18 protein-coding genes, 16 tRNA genes, 1 rRNA gene, 1 pseudogene and 2 riboswitches are annotated in these 26,323 nt (G+C 57.8%); of the genes and pseudogenes, 28 read left to right on the top strand and 8 right to left on the bottom strand.

What is annotated here, in order from left to right:
• Positions 1-196 (bottom strand): annotated as a pseudogene (locus G463_RS23335) (hypothetical protein); the annotation flags it as partial.
• 368 nt (positions 197-564) lie between these two features.
• Between G463_RS23335 and G463_RS0113630 the strand changes: the two are divergent.
• Positions 565-1,935 carry a DNA recombination protein RmuC gene (locus G463_RS0113630; protein ID WP_026975605.1) on the top strand — a complete coding sequence of 457 codons (1,371 nt, stop codon included), beginning with the start codon at positions 565-567 and terminating at the stop codon, positions 1,933-1,935.
• A gap of 86 nt (positions 1,936-2,021) precedes the next feature.
• On the opposite strand, the gene G463_RS0113625 is transcribed toward G463_RS0113630, so the two are convergent.
• Positions 2,022-2,693, bottom strand: a complete 672-nt coding sequence (locus G463_RS0113625) for a sigma-70 family RNA polymerase sigma factor (RefSeq protein ID WP_026975604.1) — start codon at positions 2,691-2,693, stop codon at positions 2,022-2,024.
• A 94-nt stretch (positions 2,694-2,787) separates the two neighbouring features.
• Positions 2,788-2,876, bottom strand: a riboswitch (cyclic di-GMP riboswitch).
• A 145-nt stretch (positions 2,877-3,021) separates the two neighbouring features.
• Positions 3,022-3,114: riboswitch (cyclic di-GMP riboswitch) on the top strand.
• Between the two features lie 174 nt (positions 3,115-3,288).
• Between G463_RS0113625 and G463_RS22920 the strand changes: the two genes are divergently transcribed.
• Together G463_RS22920 and G463_RS0113615 are read left to right on the top strand one after the other, a co-directional pair.
• The gene (locus G463_RS22920; RefSeq protein ID WP_026975603.1) at positions 3,289-5,256 is read left to right on the top strand and encodes a methyl-accepting chemotaxis protein; all 1,968 of its coding nucleotides are present in this window, start codon (positions 3,289-3,291) and stop codon (positions 5,254-5,256) included.
• A gap of 185 nt (positions 5,257-5,441) precedes the next feature.
• Positions 5,442-6,278 (top strand): Cof-type HAD-IIB family hydrolase, encoded by an 837-nt coding sequence (locus tag G463_RS0113615; RefSeq protein WP_026975602.1) that lies wholly within the window; start codon positions 5,442-5,444, stop codon positions 6,276-6,278.
• A gap of 124 nt (positions 6,279-6,402) precedes the next feature.
• Here the strand turns inward: G463_RS0113615 and G463_RS20460 are convergent, their stop codons facing one another.
• Positions 6,403-7,101, bottom strand: coding sequence for a Crp/Fnr family transcriptional regulator (locus tag G463_RS20460; RefSeq protein WP_051322308.1), 699 nt, complete (start codon positions 7,099-7,101; stop codon positions 6,403-6,405).
• 180 nt (positions 7,102-7,281) lie between these two features.
• On the opposite strand from G463_RS20460, the gene G463_RS20455 reads away from it, so the two are divergent.
• Positions 7,282-9,081, top strand: a complete 1,800-nt coding sequence (locus tag G463_RS20455) for a putative bifunctional diguanylate cyclase/phosphodiesterase (protein WP_051322307.1) — start codon at positions 7,282-7,284, stop codon at positions 9,079-9,081.
• Positions 9,082-9,134: 53 nt separating this feature from the next.
• Here G463_RS20455 and G463_RS21870 read toward each other — a convergent pair whose 3' ends face one another.
• Both G463_RS21870 and G463_RS0113595 read right to left on the bottom strand, forming a co-directional pair.
• Positions 9,135-9,668 (bottom strand): C40 family peptidase, encoded by a 534-nt coding sequence (locus G463_RS21870; protein WP_051322306.1) that lies wholly within the window; start codon positions 9,666-9,668, stop codon positions 9,135-9,137.
• 116 nt (positions 9,669-9,784) lie between these two features.
• A complete protein-coding gene (locus G463_RS0113595) occupies positions 9,785-10,912 on the bottom strand; it encodes a 5-methyltetrahydropteroyltriglutamate--homocysteine S-methyltransferase (protein WP_026975601.1) in 1,128 nt (375 codons plus the stop codon).
• A gap of 138 nt (positions 10,913-11,050) precedes the next feature.
• On the opposite strand from G463_RS0113595, the gene G463_RS20445 reads away from it, so the two are divergent.
• Positions 11,051-11,815, top strand: coding sequence for a TatD family hydrolase (locus tag G463_RS20445; protein WP_051322305.1), 765 nt, complete (start codon positions 11,051-11,053; stop codon positions 11,813-11,815).
• 91 nt (positions 11,816-11,906) lie between these two features.
• Here the strand turns inward: G463_RS20445 and rocF are convergent, their stop codons facing one another.
• Genes rocF through G463_RS0113575 form a run of 3 tightly spaced genes read right to left on the bottom strand, consistent with a single transcriptional unit; the run spans position 11,907 to position 15,328 of the window.
• The gene (rocF, locus tag G463_RS0113585) at positions 11,907-12,803 is read right to left on the bottom strand and encodes an arginase (protein WP_026975600.1); all 897 of its coding nucleotides are present in this window, start codon (positions 12,801-12,803) and stop codon (positions 11,907-11,909) included.
• Positions 12,804-12,857: 54 nt separating this feature from the next.
• Positions 12,858-14,123 carry a Glu/Leu/Phe/Val family dehydrogenase gene (locus tag G463_RS0113580; RefSeq protein ID WP_026975599.1) on the bottom strand — a complete coding sequence of 422 codons (1,266 nt, stop codon included), beginning with the start codon at positions 14,121-14,123 and terminating at the stop codon, positions 12,858-12,860.
• The gene (locus tag G463_RS0113575) at positions 14,123-15,328 is read right to left on the bottom strand and encodes an ornithine--oxo-acid transaminase (protein WP_026975598.1); all 1,206 of its coding nucleotides are present in this window, start codon (positions 15,326-15,328) and stop codon (positions 14,123-14,125) included. The genes G463_RS0113580 and G463_RS0113575 overlap by 1 nt, the downstream gene beginning before the upstream one ends.
• 307 nt (positions 15,329-15,635) lie before the next feature.
• On the opposite strand from G463_RS0113575, the gene G463_RS0113570 reads away from it, so the two are divergent.
• From G463_RS0113570 to G463_RS0113460, 23 genes are all read left to right on the top strand, one after another.
• Positions 15,636-17,018: a sigma-54 interaction domain-containing protein gene (locus G463_RS0113570; protein ID WP_026975597.1), complete on the top strand. Its 1,383-nt coding sequence runs from the start codon at positions 15,636-15,638 to the stop codon at positions 17,016-17,018.
• Between the two features lie 289 nt (positions 17,019-17,307).
• Complete coding sequence (locus G463_RS0113565) at positions 17,308-18,732, top strand: amino acid permease (RefSeq protein ID WP_035487311.1); 1,425 nt, start codon at positions 17,308-17,310, stop codon at positions 18,730-18,732.
• 294 nt (positions 18,733-19,026) lie between these two features.
• Positions 19,027-20,412 carry an aspartate aminotransferase family protein gene (locus G463_RS0113560; protein ID WP_035487309.1) on the top strand — a complete coding sequence of 462 codons (1,386 nt, stop codon included), beginning with the start codon at positions 19,027-19,029 and terminating at the stop codon, positions 20,410-20,412.
• Between the two features lie 6 nt (positions 20,413-20,418).
• Positions 20,419-21,879 (top strand): CoA-acylating methylmalonate-semialdehyde dehydrogenase, encoded by a 1,461-nt coding sequence (locus G463_RS0113555; RefSeq protein WP_026975594.1) that lies wholly within the window; start codon positions 20,419-20,421, stop codon positions 21,877-21,879.
• 220 nt (positions 21,880-22,099) lie between these two features.
• Positions 22,100-23,035, top strand: coding sequence for an ABC transporter ATP-binding protein (locus tag G463_RS0113550; RefSeq protein WP_026975593.1), 936 nt, complete (start codon positions 22,100-22,102; stop codon positions 23,033-23,035).
• Positions 23,028-23,969: an ABC transporter permease gene (locus G463_RS0113545; RefSeq protein WP_026975592.1), complete on the top strand. Its 942-nt coding sequence runs from the start codon at positions 23,028-23,030 to the stop codon at positions 23,967-23,969. The genes G463_RS0113550 and G463_RS0113545 overlap by 8 nt, the downstream gene beginning before the upstream one ends.
• A gap of 347 nt (positions 23,970-24,316) precedes the next feature.
• A tRNA-Ala gene (locus G463_RS0113540) sits at positions 24,317-24,392 on the top strand.
• A gap of 4 nt (positions 24,393-24,396) precedes the next feature.
• Positions 24,397-24,471 (top strand) — tRNA-Asn (locus tag G463_RS0113535).
• A gap of 1 nt (position 24,472) precedes the next feature.
• Positions 24,473-24,548, top strand: a tRNA-Thr gene (locus tag G463_RS0113530).
• A gap of 13 nt (positions 24,549-24,561) precedes the next feature.
• A tRNA-Glu gene (locus G463_RS0113525) sits at positions 24,562-24,636 on the top strand.
• A gap of 3 nt (positions 24,637-24,639) precedes the next feature.
• A tRNA-Phe gene (locus G463_RS0113520) sits at positions 24,640-24,715 on the top strand.
• 38 nt (positions 24,716-24,753) lie between these two features.
• Positions 24,754-24,828, top strand: a tRNA-Gly gene (locus G463_RS0113515).
• Between the two features lie 3 nt (positions 24,829-24,831).
• Positions 24,832-24,905: transfer RNA gene (locus G463_RS0113510), tRNA-Gly, on the top strand.
• Positions 24,906-24,932: 27 nt separating this feature from the next.
• Positions 24,933-25,007 (top strand) — tRNA-Val (locus tag G463_RS0113505).
• A gap of 5 nt (positions 25,008-25,012) precedes the next feature.
• A tRNA-Ser gene (locus tag G463_RS0113500) sits at positions 25,013-25,106 on the top strand.
• A gap of 8 nt (positions 25,107-25,114) precedes the next feature.
• Positions 25,115-25,191, top strand: a tRNA-Met gene (locus G463_RS0113495).
• Between the two features lie 20 nt (positions 25,192-25,211).
• Positions 25,212-25,286 (top strand) — tRNA-Thr (locus G463_RS0113490).
• 2 nt (positions 25,287-25,288) lie between these two features.
• A tRNA-Tyr gene (locus tag G463_RS0113485) sits at positions 25,289-25,372 on the top strand.
• A 3-nt stretch (positions 25,373-25,375) separates the two neighbouring features.
• Positions 25,376-25,451 (top strand) — tRNA-Lys (locus G463_RS0113480).
• A 5-nt stretch (positions 25,452-25,456) separates the two neighbouring features.
• Positions 25,457-25,550, top strand: a tRNA-Ser gene (locus G463_RS0113475).
• A gap of 18 nt (positions 25,551-25,568) precedes the next feature.
• Positions 25,569-25,645: transfer RNA gene (locus G463_RS0113470), tRNA-Asp, on the top strand.
• Positions 25,646-25,651: 6 nt separating this feature from the next.
• Positions 25,652-25,728 (top strand) — tRNA-Ile (locus G463_RS0113465).
• Between the two features lie 460 nt (positions 25,729-26,188).
• A 16S ribosomal RNA gene (locus G463_RS0113460) occupies positions 26,189-26,323 on the top strand; the annotation flags it as partial.

The following is a 26,323-nucleotide window of genomic DNA, read 5'->3' as shown; positions in this document are numbered from 1 at the left end:
CTGACTGCTTTAGCCAACGGTTCAGGCTTCGCTGAGTGAATACGAGACTGAATATAGCTCGGAACACATCCAGAACAGCAATACCAGCTTGCTTGGTGACATTCGACTGCTTCAGGAGTCTTGCTATCCTGTACTCCTTGAAAAAGGCAAAAACCATGGATTGGAGTTGATCTTGGTGTTGAGGTTCACGTACCATAAGGGAAAACATCCTCTTCTCTGTAGATTGTTGTCTCGTCAACTTCAGTCTACCAGAAAATGAGGGTGTTTTTGCCTTTTCAGCGCCTGAAATCCCAGTCGCACCAAGGATTTATTGACTCAGACCGGGTGCGAAACTTGAGTAAGTAATGTATCGGTTTGATGCTGGGATCGTCAAGCAATGCACAGGATGATTTCCGCACCGCATCCAAAACCAAGTAATCAATAGAATTTTTTTCAGTGGAACAGGATGCGGAATCTGTGTGCATTCGGCCGAGCAGCTTGGGCCTGTCCGTGATACGATATGGTGGAAAAAACACTGCGCCGGACGTCCGGATGACTCGTGGATTTCACAGGGAGGTTTGGCAGATGATTGATGTCTTGCTGGGCGCTGTCCTCGTCGTTCAAATTCTGCTGTTGGTGATGCAATTCAGCCGCAAGGCGCCCACCGCGGATCTCAGTGGCGCGCTGGCACAGGTGAAGGAGGACCTCGGCCAGTTGGTGCAATCCGAAATTCGGCGACTGCGCGAAGACAATCTGCAGCAGTCGAAATTGATCCGCGAGGAACTGGGCGGCAATTTTACGCGCATGACGCAGACACTGCAGACGGGATTCACCACCATGTCCACGCAGTTGTCGCAGACGCTGGTACAAGCCCTCGAACAGCAGGGGAACCAGCAGAAGAACTTGCTGGACGCGTTCTCGAAACAGCTGAACGCCCTCACGGAAGTGAATGAGCGGAAGCTCGACGGGGTTCGCAACGTCGTGGAGGAACGGCTCATCAGGCTGCAGGAAGACAACAGCAAAAAGCTCGAGCAAATGCGCCAGACCGTGGACGAGAAGCTCAACGCTACCCTGGAACAGCGGTTGGCCCAGTCGTTCAAGCAGGTGAGCGAGCGGCTTGAAGCGGTGCACAAAGGGCTCGGTGAGATGCAGTCGCTGGCGGCCAACGTAGGAGATCTGCGGCGCGTGCTGACCAACGTGAAAACGAGGGGAACGTTTGGAGAAGTCCAGCTGGAGATGTTGCTGGAGCAAATGCTGTCTCCCGAGCAGTACGACAAGAACGTGGCGACGAAGAGGGGATCGGCGGAGCGCGTGGAGTTTGCCGTGAAACTGCCGGGTCGCGAAGATTCGAAGCAGATTGTGTACCTGCCCATCGACTGCAAGTTTCCCATGGAGGATTATCAGCGGATGCTGGACGCCCAGGATGCCGGAGACAGCCAGGCGTTCAACGATGCGGCAAAAGCGCTGCTCACCCGGATCAAGAGCGAGGCGAAGTCCATCCACGATAAATATATCAATCCGCCGAACACCACGGACTTTGCCATCATGTACCTGCCCATCGAGGGGCTGTTTGCCGAGGTTCTGCGCGTATCGGGGTTGATGGAGAGCATTCAGAAAGACTATCGGGTCATTATATCCGGTCCAACCACGCTGACGGCCCTGCTGAACAGCCTGCAAATGGGATTCCGGACGCTCGCCATCCAAAAGCGGTCCAGTGAGGTGTGGGAACTGCTCGGAGCCATCAAGACGCAATTCGGTACGTTTGGAGAGCTCCTGCAAAAGACCCAGAAGAAGCTGCAGGAAGCGAGCAATTCGATTGAAACGGCGACCAAGCGCACCCGAACGATTGAGCGAAAGCTGCGGCAGGTGGAAGAGCTTCCCGCCTCTCAGGCTGAGCTGTTGCTCCCGGAACTGTCGGCGCGGGACGAGGAGTTGGAATACGAGGAGATTCCCTGAGCCAGATATACAATTTCGGCAGCGGCCGCGGGCTTCGTCGGCCCGTGGTCCGGGCTCACCGCGACCGCAGTTGTAACGCGCATACGCTACAGGGCTTTGAGCTCCGTGTAGAGCTGGGACAGCGCTTGGTTCTTGCCCAGCTTTTTCTTGACCCTTGCCAACGCATTGTCCACCGGTTTTCGCGAGTGCAGTTGAAGCGCCTGCTGCGTCTCCAAGTAGGAATATCCCTCAAAGTAAAACAATTTGGTGCACCAAATCTCCAGTTCGGACAACGATGACATGGCGTCCGCCAACTGCTTGTGCAGGGTTTGAAAGAGGTGTTCCTTCAGAAACGTATCTTCCGCTGATTCCGTCTCCGGCAGGGCGATTCTCACTTGGTATCGAGACCATGTCTCATGTTCGCTGTCACACCCGTCGGAAAAGTCGAAGCGCGCAGCTTTCAAATCCGGCTCTTTCCGCTTCCCGTACTTGAGCCGCCGGAGTCGGGTCTTGATGTGATTCGTGACGACCCATTTCCAAAACGTGAAGAACGACATGCCATTCGGGTCGTACGCCCGGACGGCGTTCCACGTCTCAATGAACGCCCACTGTTCCACCTCGTCCTTTTCCACATTCCACTGGCGTGCATAGCTCGCTACGTAATAATTCAGGGAAGGCCTGAGCTCATCCAAGAGTGAACAGAAGGCGTCATCGGAGTGTTTGGCTTCGACGGCCAGACGATTCAGAGCTTCCACCTGTTGCGATTTGTCCCCACTCACTCAGACACACCTCTACTATACTTTCTGCCGTGATTTGACCGGAATGGCTTGGAAAAGAAAAGCGCATCCCGGTTTCGACAAGGGATGCGTCTCATCCGGCAACTGGCTGTCATAGCGTCGATGGACGCCGTAGACCCTCTAGCTTTGCGTCACTGTATTTCTACAGTTTTGCCCTTGACGAATTGATGTGGTTGGATGCATTTTTCTACACGCTTGGTAAAACTCCTCCTAATTGTACAGATTGGCCAAGGAATTCGCCACAATGTGCAGGAAGTTTTGAGGCGTTTGTCGAATATGGTACTTCGGAATGTCGGTGCAAAATCGCAGACAGATTCAAGGGCAAAGCTATTGAAAAATAGCGACGCAAAGCTAAAGGGGCTACAGCGGGGACAAGGACCTGCCATGCCAGCCAGCTGCTCGTTTCGCGGTCGGTCCCATTTCGGAAACGAGATGGGATTTTTCTTTTGGGCAGGATGCAGAGATAAAGAAACCGCGGGGTGACACGCCGTCCCGCCCTGCCAGCATGTCCGCATGCAGAGCGGCCGCGAACGATTCGACAAACAGACTTTGCAGAAAGCAATGGGGAGTGGATGCAGTGAAACAGGGTAAGGCGCAAAGGGCGGTCAGTCTGAAGGTGAAATTGTCCATCGCCTTCGCGGGGGTATTGATTCTGCCCACGGTGGCGGTCGGCGTTTTCTCCTACAGGACCGCGAGTACCAACACGCACCAGCAGATTTTGCAGAGTGCGGATCAAAGTGTTGCGATGGCAAACCAATTGGTTGAGGAGACGTTCACGAGCAAAGAGCAGGATATTGACAATTTGGCAGAAAGTGTATCTTCTCTTGAAAATCAGACGGATATTTTCACTGTATTGAATCGATATCAGACGACGCACGCCGGACTCTTGAACACGTATGTTGGGATGTCCGACGGTCAATTCATCACGGCGCCGAATCACGCCATGCCCAAAGGATATGATCCACGGGTTCGTCCCTGGTATCAGGATGCGGTTCAGCACGCCGGAGAAACGGTGGTGACGCCACCGTATCAGGACGCCATCACCGGTCACATGGTGGTCACCATCGCCAAAGAACTGCCGCAGAATCGAGGGGTCGTGGCCATCGACGTGGACACGTCCAATATCAACCAGTCGCTATCGGGCATCAAGGTTGGCACGAACGGATACCTGAGCATCTTTGACGCAAAGCACGAGGTCATTGCCAGTCCCCGACTGAAGAGTGGAACGGTGCTCAAGGCCGACTGGATGAATCAACTGTTTGCCAAGGATTCGGGGGACTTGTCGTTTGTAGACAACGGATCTCCGGAACAGGCGTCGTTTGTCTCGAACCCGGCAACGGGGTGGAGAATCGTTGGTTTCATGTACCAGTCTGACATCGCCAAAGCGAGCAATCCGGTGCTCTATGAAATGCTCACCATCCTCGTCATTGGATTGATTGTCGGCGGTGCGGCGGCCATGTGGATGACTTTGCACATCGCGAAACGACTGCGCGTACTCGGCGATACGGCGGAACGCATCAGCGCAGGGGACCTCAGCCAACTGGTGACCGTGGATACGGCCGACGAAATCGGCAGGGTGGGCCTGAGCTTCAATGCGATGACGGAGTCCCTGCGCACTATGATTGGCACCATCGGCCAAACGGCGGAACAGTTGGCCGCATCGGCGGAACAGTTGATGGCGAGTGCGGAGGAGACCACTCGGGCGTCCGAAGGCCTCTCCTCGTCCGTTCAGCAGGTGGCTGCAGGAACACAGGAGCACACGGCCAACACGGAACAGACGATACATGCGATTGCCGGCATGAGCGAGGAAATCCAGAAGATTGCCCAAGACGGACAGGTGGTCATGCGCTCGGTGGAAACTGCCACCGCGCTGTCCGAACAAGGAACGCAGGCGGTCACAAACGCAGTGCAAAAGATGCGTGAGATTCACACCCAAGCGGAATCGCTGGTCCAAATTGTGCAGGAACTCGGCGCGCATTCGGACAGCATCGAGCACATTGTGGGCACCATTCGCGACATCTCCAGGCAAACACATCTGCTCTCGTTCAACGCGGCCATCGAAGCGGCGCGCGCCGGCGAGTCCGGACGCGGCTTTGCGGTGGTGGCCCACGAGGTGCGGAAATTGGCGGAACGATCCGATGCCGAGGTGAAGCGCATTGCCGAATTCGTCGAAAGCATCCAGTCCGACATCCACCGCGCCATTGCTTCCACGGATACGAGTAAGCAGGCTGTGGAAGAGGGGATGGAGGCGGTTCACCACGCAGGGGAATCATTCGGCCAGATCAGCCTGTCGGTTGGCGAGGTTGCGGGCATGATTCGAGAGGTGTCGAATGCGGTCACCGGCATGGAGGACGACGCCCAATCGGTATCGGTGCGAGTCAACCAACTCGGCCAGGTGGCACAAAATATTGCACAGTCTATCGAGAACGTCTCCGCGATCTCGGAGGAACAGGTGGCGACCATGGAGGAAGTCACGGCTTCCGCGAGTTCTCTGGCTGACATGGCGGAGTCGTTGCAGATGACCATCGCGAAGTTCAAATTCTGAACCGCGTGGAGCGCGGAGTGGATCCGCTCGTCGCATCACATGAGACAGCGGTGACAAATTTACAATCACTTCACCGCAAATTCGCAGACCATTCACGAGTCTTCGATATATTGTTCTTGGAACCATCGTCGAGGGGAGCGGTTTGTGATTCCCCGGCGGGCAGAACAGCATGGGGAGGGCTCCGAATGCAGGAAGGGCCGTTGTTCATTGTCATTGACATCGATGGAACCCTGCTGAACTCCAGGCAATCGGTCGATGAAGACACGTGGGTTGCGATTCAACGGGCGATGGAAAAAGGACACTTTGTCACCCTGGCCACGGGGCGGATGGCCCAATCCGGGATGGTCTGGGCCAGGTATCTCCAACTGAACGCTCCGCTCATCGCGCTGAACGGAGCGCATGTAGTTCACACGCCGGGAGGGCAGCATATTCAGCGTTCCCCCATTCCGGAGGCGTCGTTGACGCGCCTGGCGCAGTTCGTGGAAGAACATCAACTGTACTGTTTGGCGATGGGAGAGCACGTGGTGGTATGTCCGGCGAACTTGCCGATTCCACCCAAGCACTGGCAGCTGCAGCGCCATCATGTGGTGTCTCCCAAACATCTGCAGGCGTATCTGGAGGACGAGGGCAATCCGGTTCTGAAAGTCACTGTTGGCGGTTTTTTGCCCCATCGCATCGACGAAGTTTACGCTGAACTGGCATCCTGGGGGATGTTTGAGATGGCGCGGACCAGCGAAGGCGAGATTGAGATGACGCGCAGCGGAGTCACCAAGTGGACCGGGATTGAACGCGTGATTTCGGCGCTCAACATCCCCGTGGAGCGCGTGGTAGCCTTCGGCAACGCGGAGAACGACCTGGACATGTTGCGGCACGCCGGGCGCGGTTACGCGATGGCCAAAGCGGAAGCCGCGGTGCTGCGAGAGATTCCACTGTGGACCGCGTCCAACGACCAGTGCGGTGTGGCCAAGGCGATTGAATCCATTCTCGCCGAGAGGGATCCGGTGTTGGTGCGGGCACGGTGACGTCGGTGTTGTCCGCACTGACCGGCTCGAACGGTGGTCCGGCGAGCGCTCGGACGTCGGTCCACCCACCTGCCGGATTCACGGCGTGCTCGTTCCCGTGGCGGTAGGCGACGAAGCGTGCGCATCAGGTGCGGCAGATGTTGGGAGGACACGATAGGCACTGGTGTTCACACTTCAAGTACGCCATGTTGTGGATGACGATATGAGGACCTTTGACGGACAACACCCCTTTGGCCACGTACGAACGCAGCATGCGGTTCACCGTTTCACGGGTGGCCCCGATGAATTTCGCCAATTCCTCATTGGTCAACCGGACAGGGATGCGAATGCCATCGGGCACCGTTTCCCCGTAGGTGTTTGCCAATCGTACGAGCGTGGCGGACAGGGCGCCGTGCTTTCCAAACAGCAGGAGATCTCGCAACTTCATCATCACAAGGGCGTTCATTCGAGTCTGCCAGCGAACGAAGGTCGAAGCCAGGTCGGGATCTTCTCTGAGCAATGCATCCAGCACGGACTGTTTGATCCAGCCGATGCGGGTGGGTTCGTTGGTGCGGATGGTCACCTGCTTGAGTGCCTCGTCCCAAAACAACATATCCCCTTCGTTCAGGGCAGACACCGTCACCTCTTTGCCCTGATCCGTGAGAATGTTCAATCGAACCTTTCCCCATTTGATATACAGCACATACATTTCGTCCGGGTTCCGCGCAATCGTTGTGTGGGTTGCGTACTCCCTGAAGCTCATATGCGACATCAGCTTCGCCATCTGCTCCACGGTGAACAGCGACGTGTTTCGCGGTGAATGGTTTACATACGCCAACGACATCGTGGTCCCCTCCTCCATCACCACAGTAGTCCAGCGGTGAACTTGAGAAAATGGTGAGAACGGACTATTTTCCTCCAAAAACCGTAGACCAATCGGCTCAATTTGTGACCAATATTACAGAATCTTCGAATGCAAAAATATACAGTTTATCGTAGCAAATGATTCGGAAGGAAGATCTGTATGGGTGACACGCTGCAGGTTCTCGAGCTGATCTGCCACTCTTGCGGTAAGTATCGAAGCCCGCGCTGCGCCACCTGTCCTGTCGAACAGCATCGCCAACAGGAAATGGTCCGGGCGGTCGCGGGCATTGGGCAGGAACGTCTCCCGCATCTTCCGAGGAACGTGTACCGGGCGCTGTTCCAACACTCGCCGTTCGGATTTGTGGTCACGGATGCCAGCGGTGTGGTTCGCTTGGTGAATCCCACGTTCACGCGGGTGACGGGCTACAGCAGTGACGAAATATTGGGCAAGACGATGAAGGTGGTCCAGTCCGGAAAGCATTCCAAAGCGTTCTATCAGCAGATGTGGGCGCAAATTCAGAGCGAAGGGTATTGGGAAGGGGAAATTTGGAATCGAACCAAATCGGGCAATTTGTATCCACAGTGGCTGATCATCAAAGCGTACCGGGAAGATGACAGCCTGTATTACTTTGGATACTTCGCGGATATCACAGAACAGAAGGCGTTTGAGGCTTCACTGGTGGAGAAGGCCAAGATGGACAGCCTGACAGGGCTCATGAATCGCGTGGCGTTTGAGGAACGGCTGCGTTCGCTGATGCAGAGTGAAAACGCTCGCGGTGCGGTCCTGTTTCTAGATCTGGATGGATTCAAGCGGATTAACGATTCGTTCGGGCACCAAACGGGGGATTTGCTGTTGCGGAAAGCGGCCAAGCGCATTCGAAAAGCGGTCGGCCACTCGGACGCAGTGTGCCGAGTGGGCGGTGACGAATTCCTCATCCTGCTCGCCGATGTGAAGCATCCGGGCGAAGTGGAGCGGATGGCGAAAAGGGTGCTGCAGGGGTTTGAGAGACCGTTTGTCATTCTGGGACGGGAATTGCTCCTCTCGGCCAGCATCGGCATCAGTACGTTTCCTGACGACGGGGAAAATCCCGAGGTCCTTGTCCGTTGCGCCGACAACGCCATGTACCAAGCGAAAGCGATGGAGGGAAATACGTATCAGTTTCATTCGGGTCCGTCCTCCGTCCGCTTGGGCAGTCTCGAATATGAACTGCAGTCCGCCATCGAAAGCGGATCGTTCGAACTTCATTTCCAACCCCACTACCACCTGGAATCCTCTGAGCTGGCCGGATTGGAAGCCCTGGTGCGTTGGCGGCATCCGCGCAAGGGCCTGGTGCTCCCCGGCGAATTCATCCCCATCGCAGAGGGCACCGGGCTCATTGTCCCGCTCGGGGAGTGGGTGCTACGTGAGGTCTGTGCGCAGATTGCGCGTTGGCGGCAACGAGGACTGCACGTACCGCCGGTATCCGTGAACCTGTCTCCGGTGCAGTTTCAACACTGGAATCTGGTCTCCATGGTGACGGACGCGCTGGAACAGGCAGAGTTGGATGGGAACGCCATTCGCTTGGAGATTACGGAAACGACGCTGGTGGAGGATGCAGAGCGTGCGGTTCAATCACTGGAAGCCCTGCGCGCTCTTGGCATCGAAGTCGCCATTGACGATTTCGGAGCTGGCTACTGTTCCCTCAGTTACCTGAGCAAACTGCCGGTGGACGTGCTCAAGATTGATAAATCCTTCGTATCGGACGTTGTGGTGAACGAGCGCAACCGCATCATCGTCCAAACCATCGTCGACATGTCTCGAGCGCTCGGCATTCGCGTGGTCGCCGAAGGCGTTGAACAGGAAGCGCAGCGCGACTGGCTGCGCGAGATCCGCTGCGATTTCGGACAAGGTTTCCTGTTCGCGAAACCGTTGCCCATTGACCAAGTGGAACCTCTTCTGAAACCGGAATGTTTAGTATGACCGCTCGTGAGAGAAACGTGACAGCCCCGTTTTCTGGATGCCCGTGAAGCGGGCTAGAGCACCCGCCGTCCGTACAGGAATCTTCCCGACCAGTAGGTGTCGCTGAGGTCAATCACTTTCAAACCGTGGGTGGTAACGGCAGCAAATTGATTTTGTCCAAGATAGATGCCGTCAAATGTGGCGGTGTTCCCCGTGTTGTCGAGATTGAAGAAGACCAGGTCTCCCGTGGTCAGATCGGAGCGACTGCCAACCAGCGTTCCGGTTTGCGCCTGCTCGGCAATGGTCCGCGGCAACTGGATGCCCACCTTCGCATAGACGGATTGTACGAATCCTGAAGTGTCCAGCGAATCTGGCACAGCGGTGTGCAGCATCTGCTGAACCGTTGCATACACCTGGTTTTGCTGCTGTGTGGGCTGCGAAGTGTCCGCTGGTTTCGAGGAAACAACCTGAATGGCCACGTTCGATCCGGATGTCGGCTGGACCGGAGGCTGATGAAAATGGTGCCAACCGTAGTTCACGGCAATGCCCAACAGCACCACTGCGGCCCCGACCAACCCGCTGGCGAACATTTTCAACCGGCTTGTCAATGTATGCCCTCGCTTTCTCACAGCCCGGCGCGAAGAAAATACGCCGGGCCTGGTGCTCGCAGTGTCGTTAAACAGTTCTGAGTCCTTCCAGAAAATCCTCCAGGTAAGTTATGTTATCACGCATCACCGAAGACGTCGCGGGCGATTTCAACCACGTGCCGCAGCTTTGCCCACTGCTCGTCTTCGGTCAACAGGTTCCCCTCTTCCGTCGATGCGAAACCGCACTGCGGACTGAGGCACAATTGTTGAGGGTTCACATATCGAGCGGCTTCGTCAATGCGACGCTTCACGTCGTCCGGGTCCTCCAAGCGGCCCGACTTGCTCGTGATGAGGCCCAATACAATCTGCAGATTCGGGTTCTCCACAAAGCGCAGCGGTTCGAATCCGCCCGCCCGGTCACTGTCGTATTCCAAAAAGAACCCGTCAATCCGGAGTGTTTGAAACAGCGTCTCGGCAACCGGTTCATAGCCGCCGGAAGCAATCCAGGTTGACCGGAAATTGCCGCGACAGATATGCATCGTGATGGTCATGTCCTTTGGTCTGCCCGCCATCGCCGCGTTGATGGTCCGCGCGTACAGCGCCTGGAGTTCAGAGGGATCTTCGCCGCGGGCGCGGATTTGCTGCCGTTGTTCCTCGGAGCACAGGTAGGCCCAGGACGTATCGTCCAGCTGCAGGTACCGACAACCGGCATCGTAGAACGCCTGGATGGCCTGTCGGTATGTCTCGGCGAGGTCGTGAAAAAACTCGTCTCGATCCGGGTACACGCGCGGATCTATCGTCCCCCGAAAGTGCAGCATGCTGGGGCTCGGAATGGTCATCTTGGCGGTGTGCTGACCGGCGATGCGGTGCAAGTAGCGGAAGTCGTCCAGCATGGGATGATTGGAAAAGCCCAATTTTCCCACGACGCGGACGGAATGGGGTTTGGACTGCGTCTGATGAAACTGGATGCCGGTCTTTGCATCGTATCCTTCCACCCCGTCCAGGTGCTCGAGAAAGTCAAAGTGCCAATAGGCGCGGCGAAGTTCGCCATCCGTGACGGCTGTAAGCCCGATTTCCTTTTGTTTCTCCACCGTGCGGGCGATTTCCTCATCTTCCAGGGCTCGCAGTTGCTCCCCAGTCAGTTGTCCATTCGCTCGCTGGAGCCGGGCGTCTTTCAGCCGTTGCGGCCGCAGGAGACTGCCCACGTGATCCGCACGGAACGGAGGTCGCTGCTGCGGAGCTGTGGCGAAGTGGTGCTGGGTCACCGTGGATCCCCTCTTTCTTTGGATTACTCCCCTACCTCACTGAACATTCTAGCGCATTGCGTCCGTCTGCTGGTACCGGGTTTTACGGTCCGACTCCATCGCTGGACGCCGCGCGGGAGAAACAGTAAGCTGTTAAGCATGAACCGATTTCGCACTGACACGCACTTTCATATTGACCAAGCCCGCGCTCCCAAGCGGGTGCTGCAGGCGGCCGAAAGAGCGGGAATCCGCCTGGCCGCGCCGTCCATGAACCCGGATTCTTACGCGGAGATTCGGCGGCTGCAGGCGGCGCATCCGCAGGCGCTGCAATGGGTGGGCATCGGGTTGCATCCGGAGCGGGAATATCCGGATGCCGAGTTTCTTCGAGCCTGTCGACTGGTGGAGCAGGCCGATGTTGTGGGAGAAGTGGGGCTGCCCTACTATGACCGCGTGGTGACGCGGGCGGATGTGGATCGATTTGCGACGTTCTGCCGGTTGGCGGCGGAGCACAACAAGCCGATGATGATCCACGCGGTCCACGATGTGGCGTACATGGCGCTGGATTTTCTCTGCGAGTACGCGGTGAAGCGGGCAGTCTTTCACTGGCTGAAGGCGGATGTGGACACCATCGACGCGATTGTGGACGCCGGCTACTTCATCTCCATCACGCCGGAGGTGACGTACAGGGAACGCGACATGCAGCTGCTGAAGCGGATTCCCCTGACCCAGATTGTTCTGGAGACGGACGGACCGTATGCCCACGGCGGGCCGTACGCCGGATTGGAGACGGTGCCTGATTGGATTGACGAAGCGGCGAGGGTGGTCGCGGACCATTACGGTTTGTCCTGGGAAAACTGGTGGCGCCAGCACGAAATCAACGTGGAGCGCCTGTTTGGCGTTCCATCTCGAAGCCATGAAGCATGAACCGGGGGATCCCCCGCGCTGCAGGAGCGCGGGGGATTTTTGCTTTGGGAGGCAACGGTGGTCCAAATCCCCGGACCATCCGCGCCCAGCATCACATCACCTTTTTCCCGAACAGAGACTCGACTAACTCCACGGCCATGCGCCCAGTCTGGTTCCTGTGGTCGAGAATTGGATTGACCTCCACCACATCCACCGACTGGACGAGTCCACTCTCTGCCAGAAGTTCCATGGCGAGGTGTCCCTCGCGATAGGTCACGCCTCCGTTGACCGGTGTGCCGACGCCCGGAGCGTACATGGGATCCAACGCGTCCAGGTCCAGGCTGAGGTGGATTCCTGTGGTTCCCCGGCTGGCGATCTCGATGGCCTGTTTCATCACGGACTCCATCCCGAGTCGGTCGATGTCGGCCATGGTGAAGAAGCGAATGCCGGATTCGCGGATGAGCCGGGCTTCATCCGGATCGATGGAGCGGATTCCGACCAAAACGACGTGCTCCGGCCGCACCTTCGGGGAAAAGCCGCCAACGCCCGTCAACTGGGGATGACCAAATCCCAGGCTGGCAGCCAAAGGCATGCCGTGAATGTTGCCGGACGGCGTGGTCTCATCCGTATTCATGTCGCCGTGAGCGTCGAACCAGATCACGCCAAACGGCTGTTTGGCCGCAGCGACGCCGGCGAGGCTGCCGATGGCGATGCTGTGATCGCCGCCGAGCACCAAGGGAATATGGCCGTCGGACCGCACGGCGGCCACCTGTTCGGACAAGCGTGTGCAGACGGCGACGACTTCGTTCAGGTACTTCAATTTCTGGTTGTCCACGTGGCGGGTTTCCGGTGTGGGCACGGGAATATCGCCGAGATCCTCGACGGTGTGTCCCAACTGCTGCAGCTTCTCCATCAATCCAGCGTAGCGGATGGCGCTTGGGCCCATATCCACGCCGCGGCGGCCCTGCCCAAAATCAGAGGGCGTACCGATAATGCGAATGTTGGCCATTCGAATCTCCTCCTTTCGGCCGGGGCACAATGGCCCCCGCCCACATCGTTCTCCTCACAGCCAGCCACGGTAGTGCATGGCTTCTGCCGTTCGTTCCATGCCCACCATGTATGCGGCAAGTCGCATGTCGACCCCGTGTTCTTCAGCCATGCGATAGACTTTGTCAAAGGAACTGAGCATGGTGCTGCGCAGTTTCTCCGCGACTTCTTCCTCCGGCCAGTACAGCCCCTGGTTGTTCTGCACCCATTCGAAATAGGAAACCGTCACGCCGCCCGAGTTGGCGAGCACATCCGGCACCAGCAGCACACCGCGCTGCGTCAAAATGCGGGTGGCTTCCAGGGTGGTCGGGCCATTGGCCGCTTCCACGACAATGGACGCCTGGATGCGATGGGCGTTGTCCGCCGTGATCTGATTCTCAATCGCCGCAGGCACCAGGATGTCACACGGTTGTTCAAGCAGCTCTGCATTGGTGATGGTGTTGGAATACCGCGTTGTCACCGTACCAAACGAATCGCGCGCTGCGAGCAGTTCGGGCACGGGCAGTCCGTCCGGATGATACAGCGCACCGTACGCATCCGAAATCCCGACAACCCGTGCGCCCGCCTCATGCATGAACTGCGCCAGGTAACTCCCCGCGTTCCCGAATCCCTGCACGATGACGCGCGCACCCGCCAGCGACAGTCCCCGACGCCTGGCCGCCTCCTCCACGCACAGGGCCACTCCGCGTGCGGTGGCCGTCTCTCTCCCGGCCGATCCGCCGATGGCCCGCGGCTTGCCGGTGATAAAGCTGGGCGAGTCGAACTCCCGGAGGTGGCTGTACTCATCCAGCATCCACGCCATGATCTGGGCGTTGGTGAACACATCCGGCGCTGGCACATCCTTGGTCGGCCCCACAATTTGGCTGATGGCTCGGACATACGCACGGCTCAGTCGTTCCAGCTCTGCGGCGGACATCGTCCTCGGATCGCACACCACACCGCCTTTTCCGCCGCCGTACGGCAACCCGTGAATGCCGCACTTGATGGTCATCCACAGAGACAGCGCCTGGATTTCCTCGGCCGTGACGTCGGGATGAAAGCGAACGCCGCCTTTGGTCGGGCCGACCGCGTCGTTGTGCTGTGCGCGGTACCCGGTGAATACGCGCACACTGCCGTCGTCCATGCGAACGGGGAAGCGAACGGTCAGCATGCGTAAGGGTTCCTTCAACAATTCAACGTATTCCGGCCCGTAGCCCAGTTGACGCAGCGCGGATTCAACCACGCGCTGCGCAGATTCCAGGACGTTCAGTTCACGGTCGCGGACTGCGGTGAGGCTGGTCATCATTGTTCACGTCCTTCGTCGAACACGCGGGCAATCTGCGCAAAGGCCCAGTCCAACTCTTCCTCGGAGATGACCAGTGGCGGCGCAAAGCGGATGGTGTTCTCATGCGTTTCCTTGCACAGGAGGCCCGCTTCCTTGAGTCGTTCGCAGAATGGCCGTGCCGCCGTTGTCAATTCCACTCCGATGAACAGTCCGCGGCCGCGCACCTCGCGAATCAGCGGGTTCGTCAACGTGCGCAGTTGCTCGAGGAACCGCTCTCCGAGACGCCGCGAATTGTCAATCAACTGCTCGCTTTCGAGGACTTCCAATGCGGCCAGGGCCACTGCGCAGCCGAGCGGATTGCCGCCGAAGGTGGAACCGTGCGATCCGGGATTGAACACGCCGAGCACCGCTGGGTCAGCCGCCACAGCGGAAATTGGAAATACGCCGCCGCCGAGTGCTTTGCCGATGATGTACACGTCTGGCTTGACGTCTTCCCAGTCGCACGCGAACCACTGTCCGGTGCGGCCGAGGCCGGTCTGAATTTCGTCAGCCACAAACAGGACGTTCGCTTCACGGCAGAGTTCTGCAGCTTGGCGGAGAAATCCTGCGGGCGGGATGACAATGCCGGCTTCGCCCTGGATGGGCTCGACCAGAAAGGCCGCCGTATTCGGCGTAATGGCGGATCTCAGCGCGTCCAGGTCACCGTACGGGACAATTTTAAAGCCAGGCGTGAGCGGCCCAAATCCGCGGCTGTATTCGGCATCCGACGTGAACGAGATGATGGTTGTGGTGCGGCCGTGGAAATTCCCGCTGCAGACGATGATCTCCGCCTGTCCGTCCGGGATCCCCTTCACGTCATAGGCGTAGCGCCGAACCGCCTTGATGGCGGTCTCCACCGCTTCAGCGCCGGTGTTCATGGGCAGAATCATTGACTTGCCCGTGAGTTGGGCCAACTTCTCATAGAATTTTCCCAACTGATCATTGTAGAAAGCCCGCGATGTCAGTGTGATTTTGTCCGCTTGGTCCTTCAGGGCCTGGATGATTTTCGGATGGCGATGACCCTGGTTGAGCGCGGAGTAGGCGCTCAGCATGTCGAGATAGCGGTTGCCCTGGTCGTCCCAGACCCAAACTCCCTCGCCCTTCACCAGCACCACCGGCAGCGGGTGGTAGTTGCGCGCTCCGTATGTTTGTTCCAACTGCATGGGATGCTTCATGGTCTCCATGTTTCTTATGCCTCCTGTATTCGATGGCCGATGCACGACACAAAGATGCACCGTTGGTTCCCCCTTTTAACTTAGCCAATTTCATGCCAACGTTGAACCTTTCCTTATGAACGCCCGATATGACCGCCACAGCGTCATTTGTCATCGCGAATAGGGGAGACGTCATGTCTGGAGGCGCAAAAAAACTTGTCATTGGGAAATGGTGTGTCCTCAAGAGGTGCAAAAGTTGTTTGCTCTATTTCTTGTGTGCAGATATGCTGAATGACAAGGATATCGCAGTGGTGGCAAGGAGGAACCGACGGTGTCAATGGATCGGGAAGATGCGATGGAGCTGCTGGAAGCGGTGTTGGACAAATTGGATGAGGGGATTCACGTGGTGGACTCGCTCGGGCGGACCATTTACTACAACGAGAAAATGGCGGACATGGAGGCCATGCGCAAAGAGGATGTGATGGGCAAAAACATTCAGGATGTGTTCACGTTCAGCGATGGCGGGGGCAGCACGTTGGTACAGGCGATTCGAGAAGGCCGAGCGACGGAAAACGTCAAACAAACCTATTTCAATAATCGAGGGATGCCCATTACGACTGTCAATCACACCTATCCCATTCGCCGCGGCGGACGACTGCTCGGGGCGGTGGAAATCGCCCGGGATATTACTCGGGAAGAGCGTTTGCAGGCCAACATGCTCAAGGCGCCGACCACTCCTCACACGTTTGAGACTATCCTGTCGAGCAGTCCGTCCATGGCGGAGGTGATTGAGCACGCGCGCCGCGCCGCCCGGACACAATCGTCCGTCCTCATTGTTGGCGAAACGGGAACGGGCAAAGAACTGGTCGCCCAGAGCCTGCACCACGCGAGCAGTCGCTCGCTTGGCCCGTTCATCTCCCAGAACTGCGCGGCCCTGCCGGAAAGTTTGATTGAAGGACTGTTGTTCGGCACGGTTCGCGGGGCATTCACCGGGGCGGTGGATCGTCCGGGGTTGATGGAACAGGCCCACGGCGGAACGCTGCTGTTGGATGAGTTGAACTCGCTGAGTCCGCCGCTGCAGGCAAAATTGCTCCGGGTTCTGCAGGAACGCGTGGTGCGGCGCGTCGGCGATGTGCAGGACAGGGCGGTGGACGTGCGCATCATCGCGACCATGAACGAGGATCCGCTGGACGCCGTGGCGGCTGGACGGCTGCGCAAAGACCTGTACTACCGCTTGAGCGTGGTGACATTGTTTTTGCCGCCGCTGCGCGAGCGGATGGCGGATATCCCGCATCTGGTGGAGGTCTTCATCGAGAAGTACAACCGGTTGTTCCACCTGCAGGTGGAAGGACTGCAGGCGAGTGTGATGGACCGCTTCATGCACTACAGTTGGCCCGGCAACGTCCGGGAACTGGAGCACACCATCGAAGGGGCCATGAACCTGATTCAGGATGAAACCATGATTGGCTTGCATCATCTGCCTCTGCATCTGCGTCGGAAATTGGAGTGGGCCGTCGGTGGCGAGCCTGCGGACAGTCGCGGAGAGCAGGGGGCAACCAACTCGCTCGACGCGCAGTTGGAGCAGTACGAACGCGCCTATCTGGAACAGGTGCTGCATCGCCACCGGGGAAATGTGTCAGCGGCGGCCCGGGAGCTCGGTATGAGTCGGCAGAATCTGCAGTATCGGCTGCGCAAGTTCGGGCTGACACGGCGGCGTTGACCGCGCTGCCGTGTGCCATCCGCGGCGCTGTGGACAGCGTATGGGCTGATATTGGAATGATATTACATCTCCTTTATGACGACAGCTCGGTGATGAAAAATTTTTTTGCACTTGCCAGCGAATTTTGCGCTGTTGTATGTTCATAAGCGTGTGTCTCGCCAGCTTGGGCTCAAACAGACCGCAGTCCGTCGGACTGTGGACGGTTGGCACGATCTTTGCTTGCTCATGGCGGAGCGCATTGGTGGTGTAAGCGCTTCATTCCATGCCTGTGGGGAGGGAAACGTCAGAAATGGAACAATTGGACAAAATTGTTCAAAAAGAATCGCAGTTGAAACGGGACATGCGCAGCCGACACATGTTCATGATTTCGATTGGCGGTGTGATTGGCACCGGGCTGTTTCTGAGCTCGGGGTACACGGTCAACCAGGCCGGACCGGGCGGGGCCGTGCTGGCGTATGTCTTGGGCGGCATCCTGGTTGCCATCGTCATGATGTGTCTCGGTGAATTGGCCACGGCCATGCCTGTGGCAGGCAGTTTTAAGACATACGCGCAGGAGTTTATCTCACCCTCCGTCGGATATCTGAGCGCCTGGTTGTACTGGTTGAACGGTGCACTGACCATCGGAGGCGAGTGGATTGCCGCCACCATCATCATCCATCAGTACCTTCCGGGAGTTCCGCTCTGGCTTTGGTACGCGGCGTTTGCCGTGATCTATCTACTCCTGAATATTACAGCGGTCGGGGTCTATGGAGAGTCGGAGTTCTGGTTCGCCAGCATCAAGGTGATTGGCATCATCGCCGCGGTGGTGGCTGGACTGGCGGCGATTTTTGGCTGGACAGGCCACCCGGCCATCGGCGCCACCAATTATGTGGGGCACGGCGGCCTGTTTCCGCACGGGTTCACGGCGGTGCTGCTGGCGCTCGTGCCCGTTTGCTTCGCGTACAGCGGCACGGAGTTGATTGGGATTGCCGCAGGGGAAAGCCGCAATCCGGCGGAGTCTGTGCCGCGCGCCATCCGCAGCACCAGCGTCCGAACCCTGCTGTTTTACGTCATTTCCATGATTGTTTTGGTGGGCATCATTCCCTGGCAGCAAGCGGGCGTGAACGACAGTCCGTTCGCCACCATTTTTCAGGTGGCCGGCATTCCCTATGCTCACTTGATTATGGATATCATCGTGATTACCTCCGCCCTGTCGGCGGGAAGTTCGTGGACATACGCGTCGTCCCGGCTGCTGTGGTCCATGTCGCTGGACGGGATGGCCCCCCGCGTGTTCTCGCGGTTGAGCAAGCGACGCGTCCCGGTGCCGGCGGTGCTGTTCACGTTGGCCATCGGCACCCTGTCTCTGTGGATTTATCAGGTGTCGCCCAATACGCTGTATCTTTGGATTGTATCTGGCATCGGGTTGGTGGCCGTGCTCGACTGGGCCATCATCTGCTGGGCGCAGCTCGCATTTCGCTACCGCTACCTTCGGGAGGGCGGAGATGTGAGCAAGTTGGCCTACCGCACTCCGCTGTTTCCTGTACTGCCGATTGTGGGGATGATTCTGAACCTGACGATTGCCGTCAGTCTGGCGTTCATTCCGGATCAACGCATCGCCATTTACGCGGGCGTTCCCATCATCGTTCTGATTTACCTCAGCTACTTCCTGGTTCGAAAGCGGGTGGGAGCATCGTCTTCCTGTGCGCGCCTGTCCGTTCCGGAAAGCGCGGAATAAATTTGGCAGAGTCCCTTCGGATGGGGATGATGTGGGCTGTCCCGGATGTGTTGAAGCACGGACGGGACAGCCCTTTTTAGAGATACGGCCGGGATTCGGCACCCCAGGGCTGGGACCGCGAGCCACGCTGACGGGGAGGAAAACTTTTTGGCGCTTCGGCAGGGATGGTCGACAGTCTCACGAATCTCAATGAGAGAACTTCATATTTGTCGCACGAAGGAACTGAACATTCATTCAGTTTGTTGCATTCCTTTGCACAGGGTTCGATATGATGGGGGCAGAGGTGAGGACGCTATGCTGACGGGCGAAGGCAGTGTCCGCGCGATGGACACGTGGTTGGAAAAAGATCGGGAATACCTTTGGCACCACATGACACCGTATGCCGCGAGTCAACAGCCCATGATTGTGGAGCGCGGTGAGGGCGCCTGGATCACCGACGCGGCGGGCCAGCGTTATCTCGATGCCATGTCGGGATTGTGGTGTGTCAATCTGGGCTACTCGAATCGGACGTTGGCCGAGGCAGCCTATAGACAAATGGTGGAAATGCCGTATTATCCGCTGACGCAGAGTCACAAACCGGCCATCGCGCTCAGCGAAAAGCTGAACCAGTGGCTGCAGGGATCGTATCGAATTTTCTTTTCAAACAGCGGATCGGAAGCGAATGAAGTCGCGTTCAAACTGGCGCGGCAGTACCATGCGCAAAACGGCGAGTCTTCGCGCTGGAAAATCATCTCTCGATACCGGGCGTACCACGGGAACACCATGGGGGCATTGGCGGCGACCGGCCAATTTCAGCGAAAGTATCGGTATGAACCGCTTGCCCCCGGATTCCTGCACGTACCGCCGCCGGATTGCTATCGCTGCCCGTTCGGCAAACAGCCGGGAGCCTGCAGCCTTGAATGTGCGGACGTGTACGAGCAGGTCATCAACTGGGAAATTCCCGAGACGGTGGCGGCGGTCATCATGGAGCCCGTGATCACGGGCGGCGGCATCATCGTGCCTCCGCCGGACTACCTCCAACGCGTTCGGGACATCTGCAACAAGTACGGAGTTCTCCTGATCATCGACGAGGTCATCTGCGGGTTCGGCCGATCCGGACGGAACTTCGGACACCACAACTTTGGCGTCACGCCAGACATCGTAACGATGGCCAAGGGCATCACGAGCGGCTACCTGCCGTTGTCCGCCACGGCCGTGCGCGCGGACCTGTTCGACGCATTTCGCAATGACGAAACGTATGCGCACTTCCGGCACGTCAACACGTTTGGCGGCAATCCGGCGGCTTGTGCGTTGGCCGTGGAGACGTTGACGTACATGGAAGAGCACAACTTGGTGGAACGCGCGCGCGTGCTTGGAGATCTGCTCAAGAATGGGCTGCGGGAAGCTGTGGCGCATCCCAGGGTGGGAGATGTTCGCCACTTCGGATTGATGGCTGGCATTGAGCTGGTTGCGGACAAAGCCGCCAAAACTCCGGCGTCTCCGGACTTCGTGGGCGCGGTGGTGGCGGAATGCAAGAAGCGCGGCGTGCTGGTGAGCAAGAACGGAGATACAGTTCAGGGGTACAACAATGTCCTCTTGCTCAGTCCGCCCTTCGTAGTCACGGACGAGGAATTGGAACACATTGCGGACACCGTGTTGGAGTCCATCGACGCGGCGGCCAAAGCGTTGGGGAAAGGATGAATCGGCATGTTTAAATCGACGACGTCGGCGACACTTCAGAATTACATCGGTGGACAATGGGTTCCCCCCAACACGACGGACACCTTGGTCGTCCCTAACCCGGCCACTGGGGAGACGCTCGCACATGTGCCCATGTCCACACAGGCGGATGTAGACCAGGCGGTCGCGGCCGCGAAACGAGCGTTTCCGTCGTGGAGCGAAACGCCGGTACCGAAGCGTGCGCGCATCCTGTTTCGGTATCAGCAGTTGCTGACGGAGCACTGGGACGAACTGGCACGGCTCATCACACTGGAAAACGGAAAAAGTTACAAGGAGGCGTACGGAGAAGTCCAGCGCGGCATTGAGTGCGTGGAATTCGCGGCGGGGGCGCCCACGCTGATGATGGGCACGCAGTTGCCAGACATCGCGACGGATATGGAGTCCGGCATGTACCGTTATCCCGTGGGCGTGGTTGCGGGCATTACGCCCTTTAACTTTCCGATGATGGTGCCCTGTTGGATGTTTCCCTTGGCCATCGCCTGCGGCAATACGTTTGTCCTGAAACCCTCGGAGCGAACGCCGCTGTCCGCCATTCGCCTTGCGGAGTTGTTCGCTGAGGCCGGGCTTCCGGAGGGCGTGCTCAATATCGTGCACGGCGCCCGCGATGTGGTACAGGGATTGATCACGCACGAGGATGTGGCCGCACTGTCGTTTGTGGGGTCACAGCCGGTGGCTGAGCTGGTTTACCGGGAGGCCGCTGCCCGCGGTAAGCGGGTGCAGGCATTGGCCGGTGCCAAGAACCACACCATCGTGCTGCCGGATGCGGATTTGGACTTGGCCGTGAAAGAGATCATCGGGGCAGCGTTCGGATCGGCCGGTGAGCGCTGTATGGCGTGTTCCGTGGTAGTGGCGGTCGGCGAAGTCGGCGACGTGCTGGTGCCGCGGTTGGTTTCGGCAGCCAATGAGATTGTGATGGGCAATGGGCTGGAGGAAGGGGTTTTCCTGGGACCGGTGATTCGCGCGGAGCATCGCGAGCGGACGGTGCGGTACATTGAAATCGGCGCACGGGAAGGCGCGCTGCTCGTGCGCGACGGACGATTGGACGACGCGAACGGCGAGGGCTACTTCATTGGTCCCACCATCTTCGATCAAGTGCAGCCGGGCATGACCATTTGGCGGGATGAGATTTTCGCCCCGGTGCTGAGTGTGGTACGAGCCGCTGACCTGGACGAGGCGATACAGATTGCCAACCGGTCGGAATTCGCCAACGGTGCCTGCCTGTTCACGGACAGCGCGAAGGCCATTCGGCGCTTCCGGCAGACGGTGGACGCGGGAATGCTCGGCATTAACGTGGGGGTGCCGGCGCCGATGGCTTTCTTTCCGTTCTCGGGTTGGAAAAAGTCGTTCTACGGCGATTTACATGCGAACGGTCGAGATGGGGTGGAGTTTTACACGCGGCGAAAGATGATCACGGCCAGGCTTGTGTGAGCGCGTGTGCCGAATCCGGCCGGCGGGGGCTGTTCTCCAGGGGATGCACAAGGGGGACAGCCTGATTTCTGTCTTCACGAGGATTTCGGGTGTGGATGGCGAACTGGGAATACAGGAACTGTATGAACAATTTGGTTAGAATTGTTACAATCGGAAGGGTAAACTCGGTGCCGGCCAGCCCTGGAGTGCAGGCAAATCGACGAATTGAGGGGGACCAGAGATGCCGCAGCAGGCAGCGGTGCAGATTCGCCATCTCACGAAGGCGATTGGCAAGAAGACCATTGTGGATGATCTGTCGTTTGACATTCCCGAGGGCGAGGTGTTCGGATTCCTGGGACCGAATGGCGCGGGGAAGACCACGACCATTCGGATGATGGTGGGGTTAATCACAAAGACCCGAGGCAAGGTGTTCGTTTACGGAACGGATGTGGACAAGGACTTTCGCGCGGCGATGAACCGCGTAGGCGCCATTGTGGAGAATCCTGAATTGTACAAATTTCTGACGGGATACCAGAATTTGAAGCATTTCGCCAGGATGTCCACCGGCGTGGGCGAAGAGCGGATTCGGGAAGTCGTCAAGCTGGTGGGGCTGGAGCAGCGAATTCACGACAAGGTGAAGACGTACTCGCTCGGGATGCGTCAGCGGCTCGGATTGGCTCAGGCCCTCCTGCGCAAGCCCGATGTGCTGATTTTGGATGAACCCACCAATGGGCTCGATCCGGCCGGCATCCGGGAACTTCGCGATCACCTGCGGACACTCGCCAAGCGGGACGGCGTGGCCGTGATTGTATCCAGCCATCTCCTGTCGGAGATGGAGTTGATGTGCGATAGGGTGGCCATCATTCAGAGCGGGAAACTCGTGGACGTTCGCACCATTCGCAATGGCCTCGGGGCGGATGAGGATACGGAGCAGACCACCGAAATCCAGGTGGACGATGGAGAAGCCGCGGTGGCGGTCATCCGTGCGGATCATGCGGGTGTATCGGCGCAGCTTCAGGAATCGGCGGTCGTGGTCTCGGTCACCCGCGACAAAGTCCCGGAGATTGTTCGCAGTCTCGTGGTGGCAGGCATCAAGATTTACGCGGTGAACAGCGTGAACAAATCGTTGGAAGATACATTCTTGGAAATCACGGGTGGTGGTTCGATTGGTGTTTAAGCTGTTGAGCAACGAGAACATGAAGATCTATCGGCGTCTTCGCACGTGGATTCTGCTCGGCATCATTCTGCTCGCGACCGTTTTGGTTGCTGTGGTGATTCGTACGCATGAACAGGAAAATCCGAATTGGAAGCAGACCCTGATTGCACAGAACGCGGACTTGCAGCAAAGTCTCCAGCATGATCAGCAGCTTCCTCCGGAAAGCAGACAGCATATGCAGAGCACCATCCAAATGAATCAGTATTACATTGACCACAATCTCAACCCAACCCGCATGACGGGGTGGAAGTTTGCCACGACGGCCGAGAGCCTGTCGGCGCTGTTGATTGCATTCATCGTGGTGGTGGCTGGCGACATTGTCGCAAGTGAATTCAGCACCGGCACCATCAAGATGCTGTTGACGCAGACGGCAACGCGGACGCAGATCCTGCTGTCCAAGTATGTGGCGGCCCTGTTGCACGCCCTGTTTATGACCGCAGCCATGCTCGTGTTCTCCCTGCTCTGCGGCTGGATTGTTTTTGGGATGGCCGGGGCTGGGGAGCCGCAATTTTTCACGGATGGCCAAGGTCATATGCATCAGATGCCGGTGGCGGGATACCTGTTTATGCATTACGGATTTCTGTTCATTGAAGTCATCTTCACAGCCACCATTGCCTTCATGGTGTCCGCCATCTTTCGGAGCAGCACGCTCGCCATCACCCTCTCGGTTCTGGCCTTTTTCGTCGGAAACACATTGGTGGCCGCACTGAGCCGGTACTCCTGGGTGAAGTACATCCTGTTTGCCAACACCGACTTGTCCCGGTATGTGGAGGGTGGACCGCCGGTTGCGGGGATGACGCTGGGCTTTTCCATCATCATGTTGATCATTTACTTCGTGGTGATGAATCTGTTGGCGTGGTACATTTTCACAAAGCGCGACGTGGCATTGACGTAACCGAGCGGAGGGTTGCCATCCTGTTGCCCGTCTTCCCCCCCAGCACATCCGATGTGCTGGGGGCGGCCCTTAATCACGGACGGGATGGATCGTTCCGCCGCCTGATCCCACGAAATCGTCTGCCACCGGTCCGCCATCGACGGTGGCGGTGACGCCAAACTGTACGGGATCATCTTTGCTCCCGGCCCGCCAAGGAGCCATGCGCAATCTGGCCGTCTGGACGGTGCGGGCCGACGGCGAGGGAGGGGCAAAATTTTTTTCTATTTTCCTGAAATAACCATTGATCTGATGCCTCCGAAGGTGCTATTTTATTACCTGCGCCCGCTTGGTCGCGGCGTAAAGCGGTTGGGGGTATAGCTCAGTTGGGAGAGCACCTGCCTTGCAAGCAGGGGGTCGTCGGTTCGAATCCGTCTACCTCCACCAAGATTCCTCGATAGCTCAGCGGTAGAGCATCCGGCTGTTAACCGGAGGGTCGTAGGTTCGAATCCTACTCGGGGAGCCATGCTCCCATAGCTCAGTCGGTAGAGCGCATCCATGGTAAGGATGAGGTCATCGGTTCAAGTCCGATTGGGAGCTCCATTTTCAACTGCGTGGCCCCATGGTCAAGTGGTTAAGACACCGCCCTTTCACGGCGGTAACAGGGGTTCGAATCCCCTTGGGGTCACCATGTGGCTCGGTAGCTCAGTCGGTAGAGCAGAGGACTGAAAATCCTCGTGTCGGCGGTTCGATTCCGTCCCGAGCCACCACCTTTGCACAGGTGTACTTTGAGCTTAACAAATTTTGTGCGGAAGTGGCTCAGGGGTAGAGCATCGCCTTGCCAAGGCGAGGGTCGCGGGTTCGAATCCCGTCTTCCGCTCCATATGCGGGTGTAGTTCAATGGTAGAACTCCAGCTTCCCAAGCTGGCGGCGTGGGTTCGATTCCCATCACCCGCTCCATAATCCCCTTTCGGGGTGAAGGTGTATGCGGCTATAGCTCAGAGGGAGAGCACCACCTTGACACGGTGGGGGCCATAGGTTCGATTCCTATTAGCCGCACCAAATCCGGAGAGATGTCCGAGTTGGTCGAAGGAGCACGATTGGAAATCGTGTAGGCGGCTTAACCCCGCCTCAAGGGTTCGAATCCCTTTCTCTCCGCCAACCGTGATGGCGGCGTAGCTCAGCTGGTCAGAGCACACGGTTCATACCCGTGGTGTCGGTGGTTCGAGTCCACTCGCCGCTACCACTTTCATCCGCGATTGTCATGCCACCTTGGCTCAGGGGTAGAGCGGCTCACTCGTAATGAGCAGGTCGTCGGTTCGAATCCGACAGGTGGCTCCAGTGGAGGGGTACCAAAGTGGCCAACTGGGGCGGACTGTAAATCCGTTGCGAAAGCTTCGAAGGTTCGAATCCTTCCCCCTCCACCAGTTGGGTCATTAGCTCAATTGGTAGAGCATCCGACTCTTAATCGGCAGGTTGAAGGTTCGAGTCCTTCATGACCCACCAAACCTGGAGTGATGGCCGAGTAGGTCGAAGGCGCTCGCCTGCTAAGCGAGTATACGCCCATAAGGCGTATCGAGGGTTCGAATCCCTCTCACTCCGCCAGAGACGTCATAACCGTGTGGAGCTGTGGTGTAGAGGCCTAACATGCCTGCCTGTCACGCAGGAGAACGCGGGTTCGAATCCCGTCAGCTCCGCCATACCAAGGGCCTATAGCTCAGCTGGCTAGAGCGCACGACTGATAATCGTGAGGTCAGAGGTTCGAGTCCTCTTAGGCCCACCAGCGAGTTGACGGGAACGTCGAGAAACAGCGCGTCTGCATTCGTGCAGACGCGCTGTTTTTATATGTCGGAGGTCTCCGTCATTCGAAGCTGGCGCCTCAAATGCACAGGCTGAGTCAGCCGCTCACCCTGCGCAATTGAAAAACCATCAACAAGCTCCGTGAATTGGCGAGAGCGATGGAAGCGTGAAGCATACGAAGTGGGTTCGGCATCGTCGTATGTGACGTATTCTCCTTTGATTTCATTAGGATGAAATTTCCTGTTGATCCGCACGTGCCAGGGTGGTATATTACACATTGTCGCTCCGGTGACGGCGCGGCAAACGGTGAGAACATCACCCCAACACTTGACAAGTGCAGGGGTTGCGTGGTAAGGTGTTCGAGCTGTTTTGAGTGGTTCCTTGAAAACTAAACACGCACAGAGAGTGAATCAACACGCAAGTGTTGTTTTGAGCGAGTCAACTTTTTTGAGAGTTTGATCCTGGCTCAGGACGAACGCTGGCGGCGTGCCTAATACATGCAAGTCGAGCGGACGGAAGGGAGCTTGCTCCTGGAAGTCAGCGGCGGACGGGTGAGTAACACGTGGGTAATCTGCCTG

Source organism: Alicyclobacillus contaminans DSM 17975 (assembly GCF_000429525.1).
Taxonomy (GTDB): domain Bacteria; phylum Bacillota; class Bacilli; order Alicyclobacillales; family Alicyclobacillaceae; genus Alicyclobacillus_A; species Alicyclobacillus_A contaminans.
Note: the sequence above shows the minus strand (reverse complement) of the source record. Positions and strands in the feature narration are given on the sequence as shown.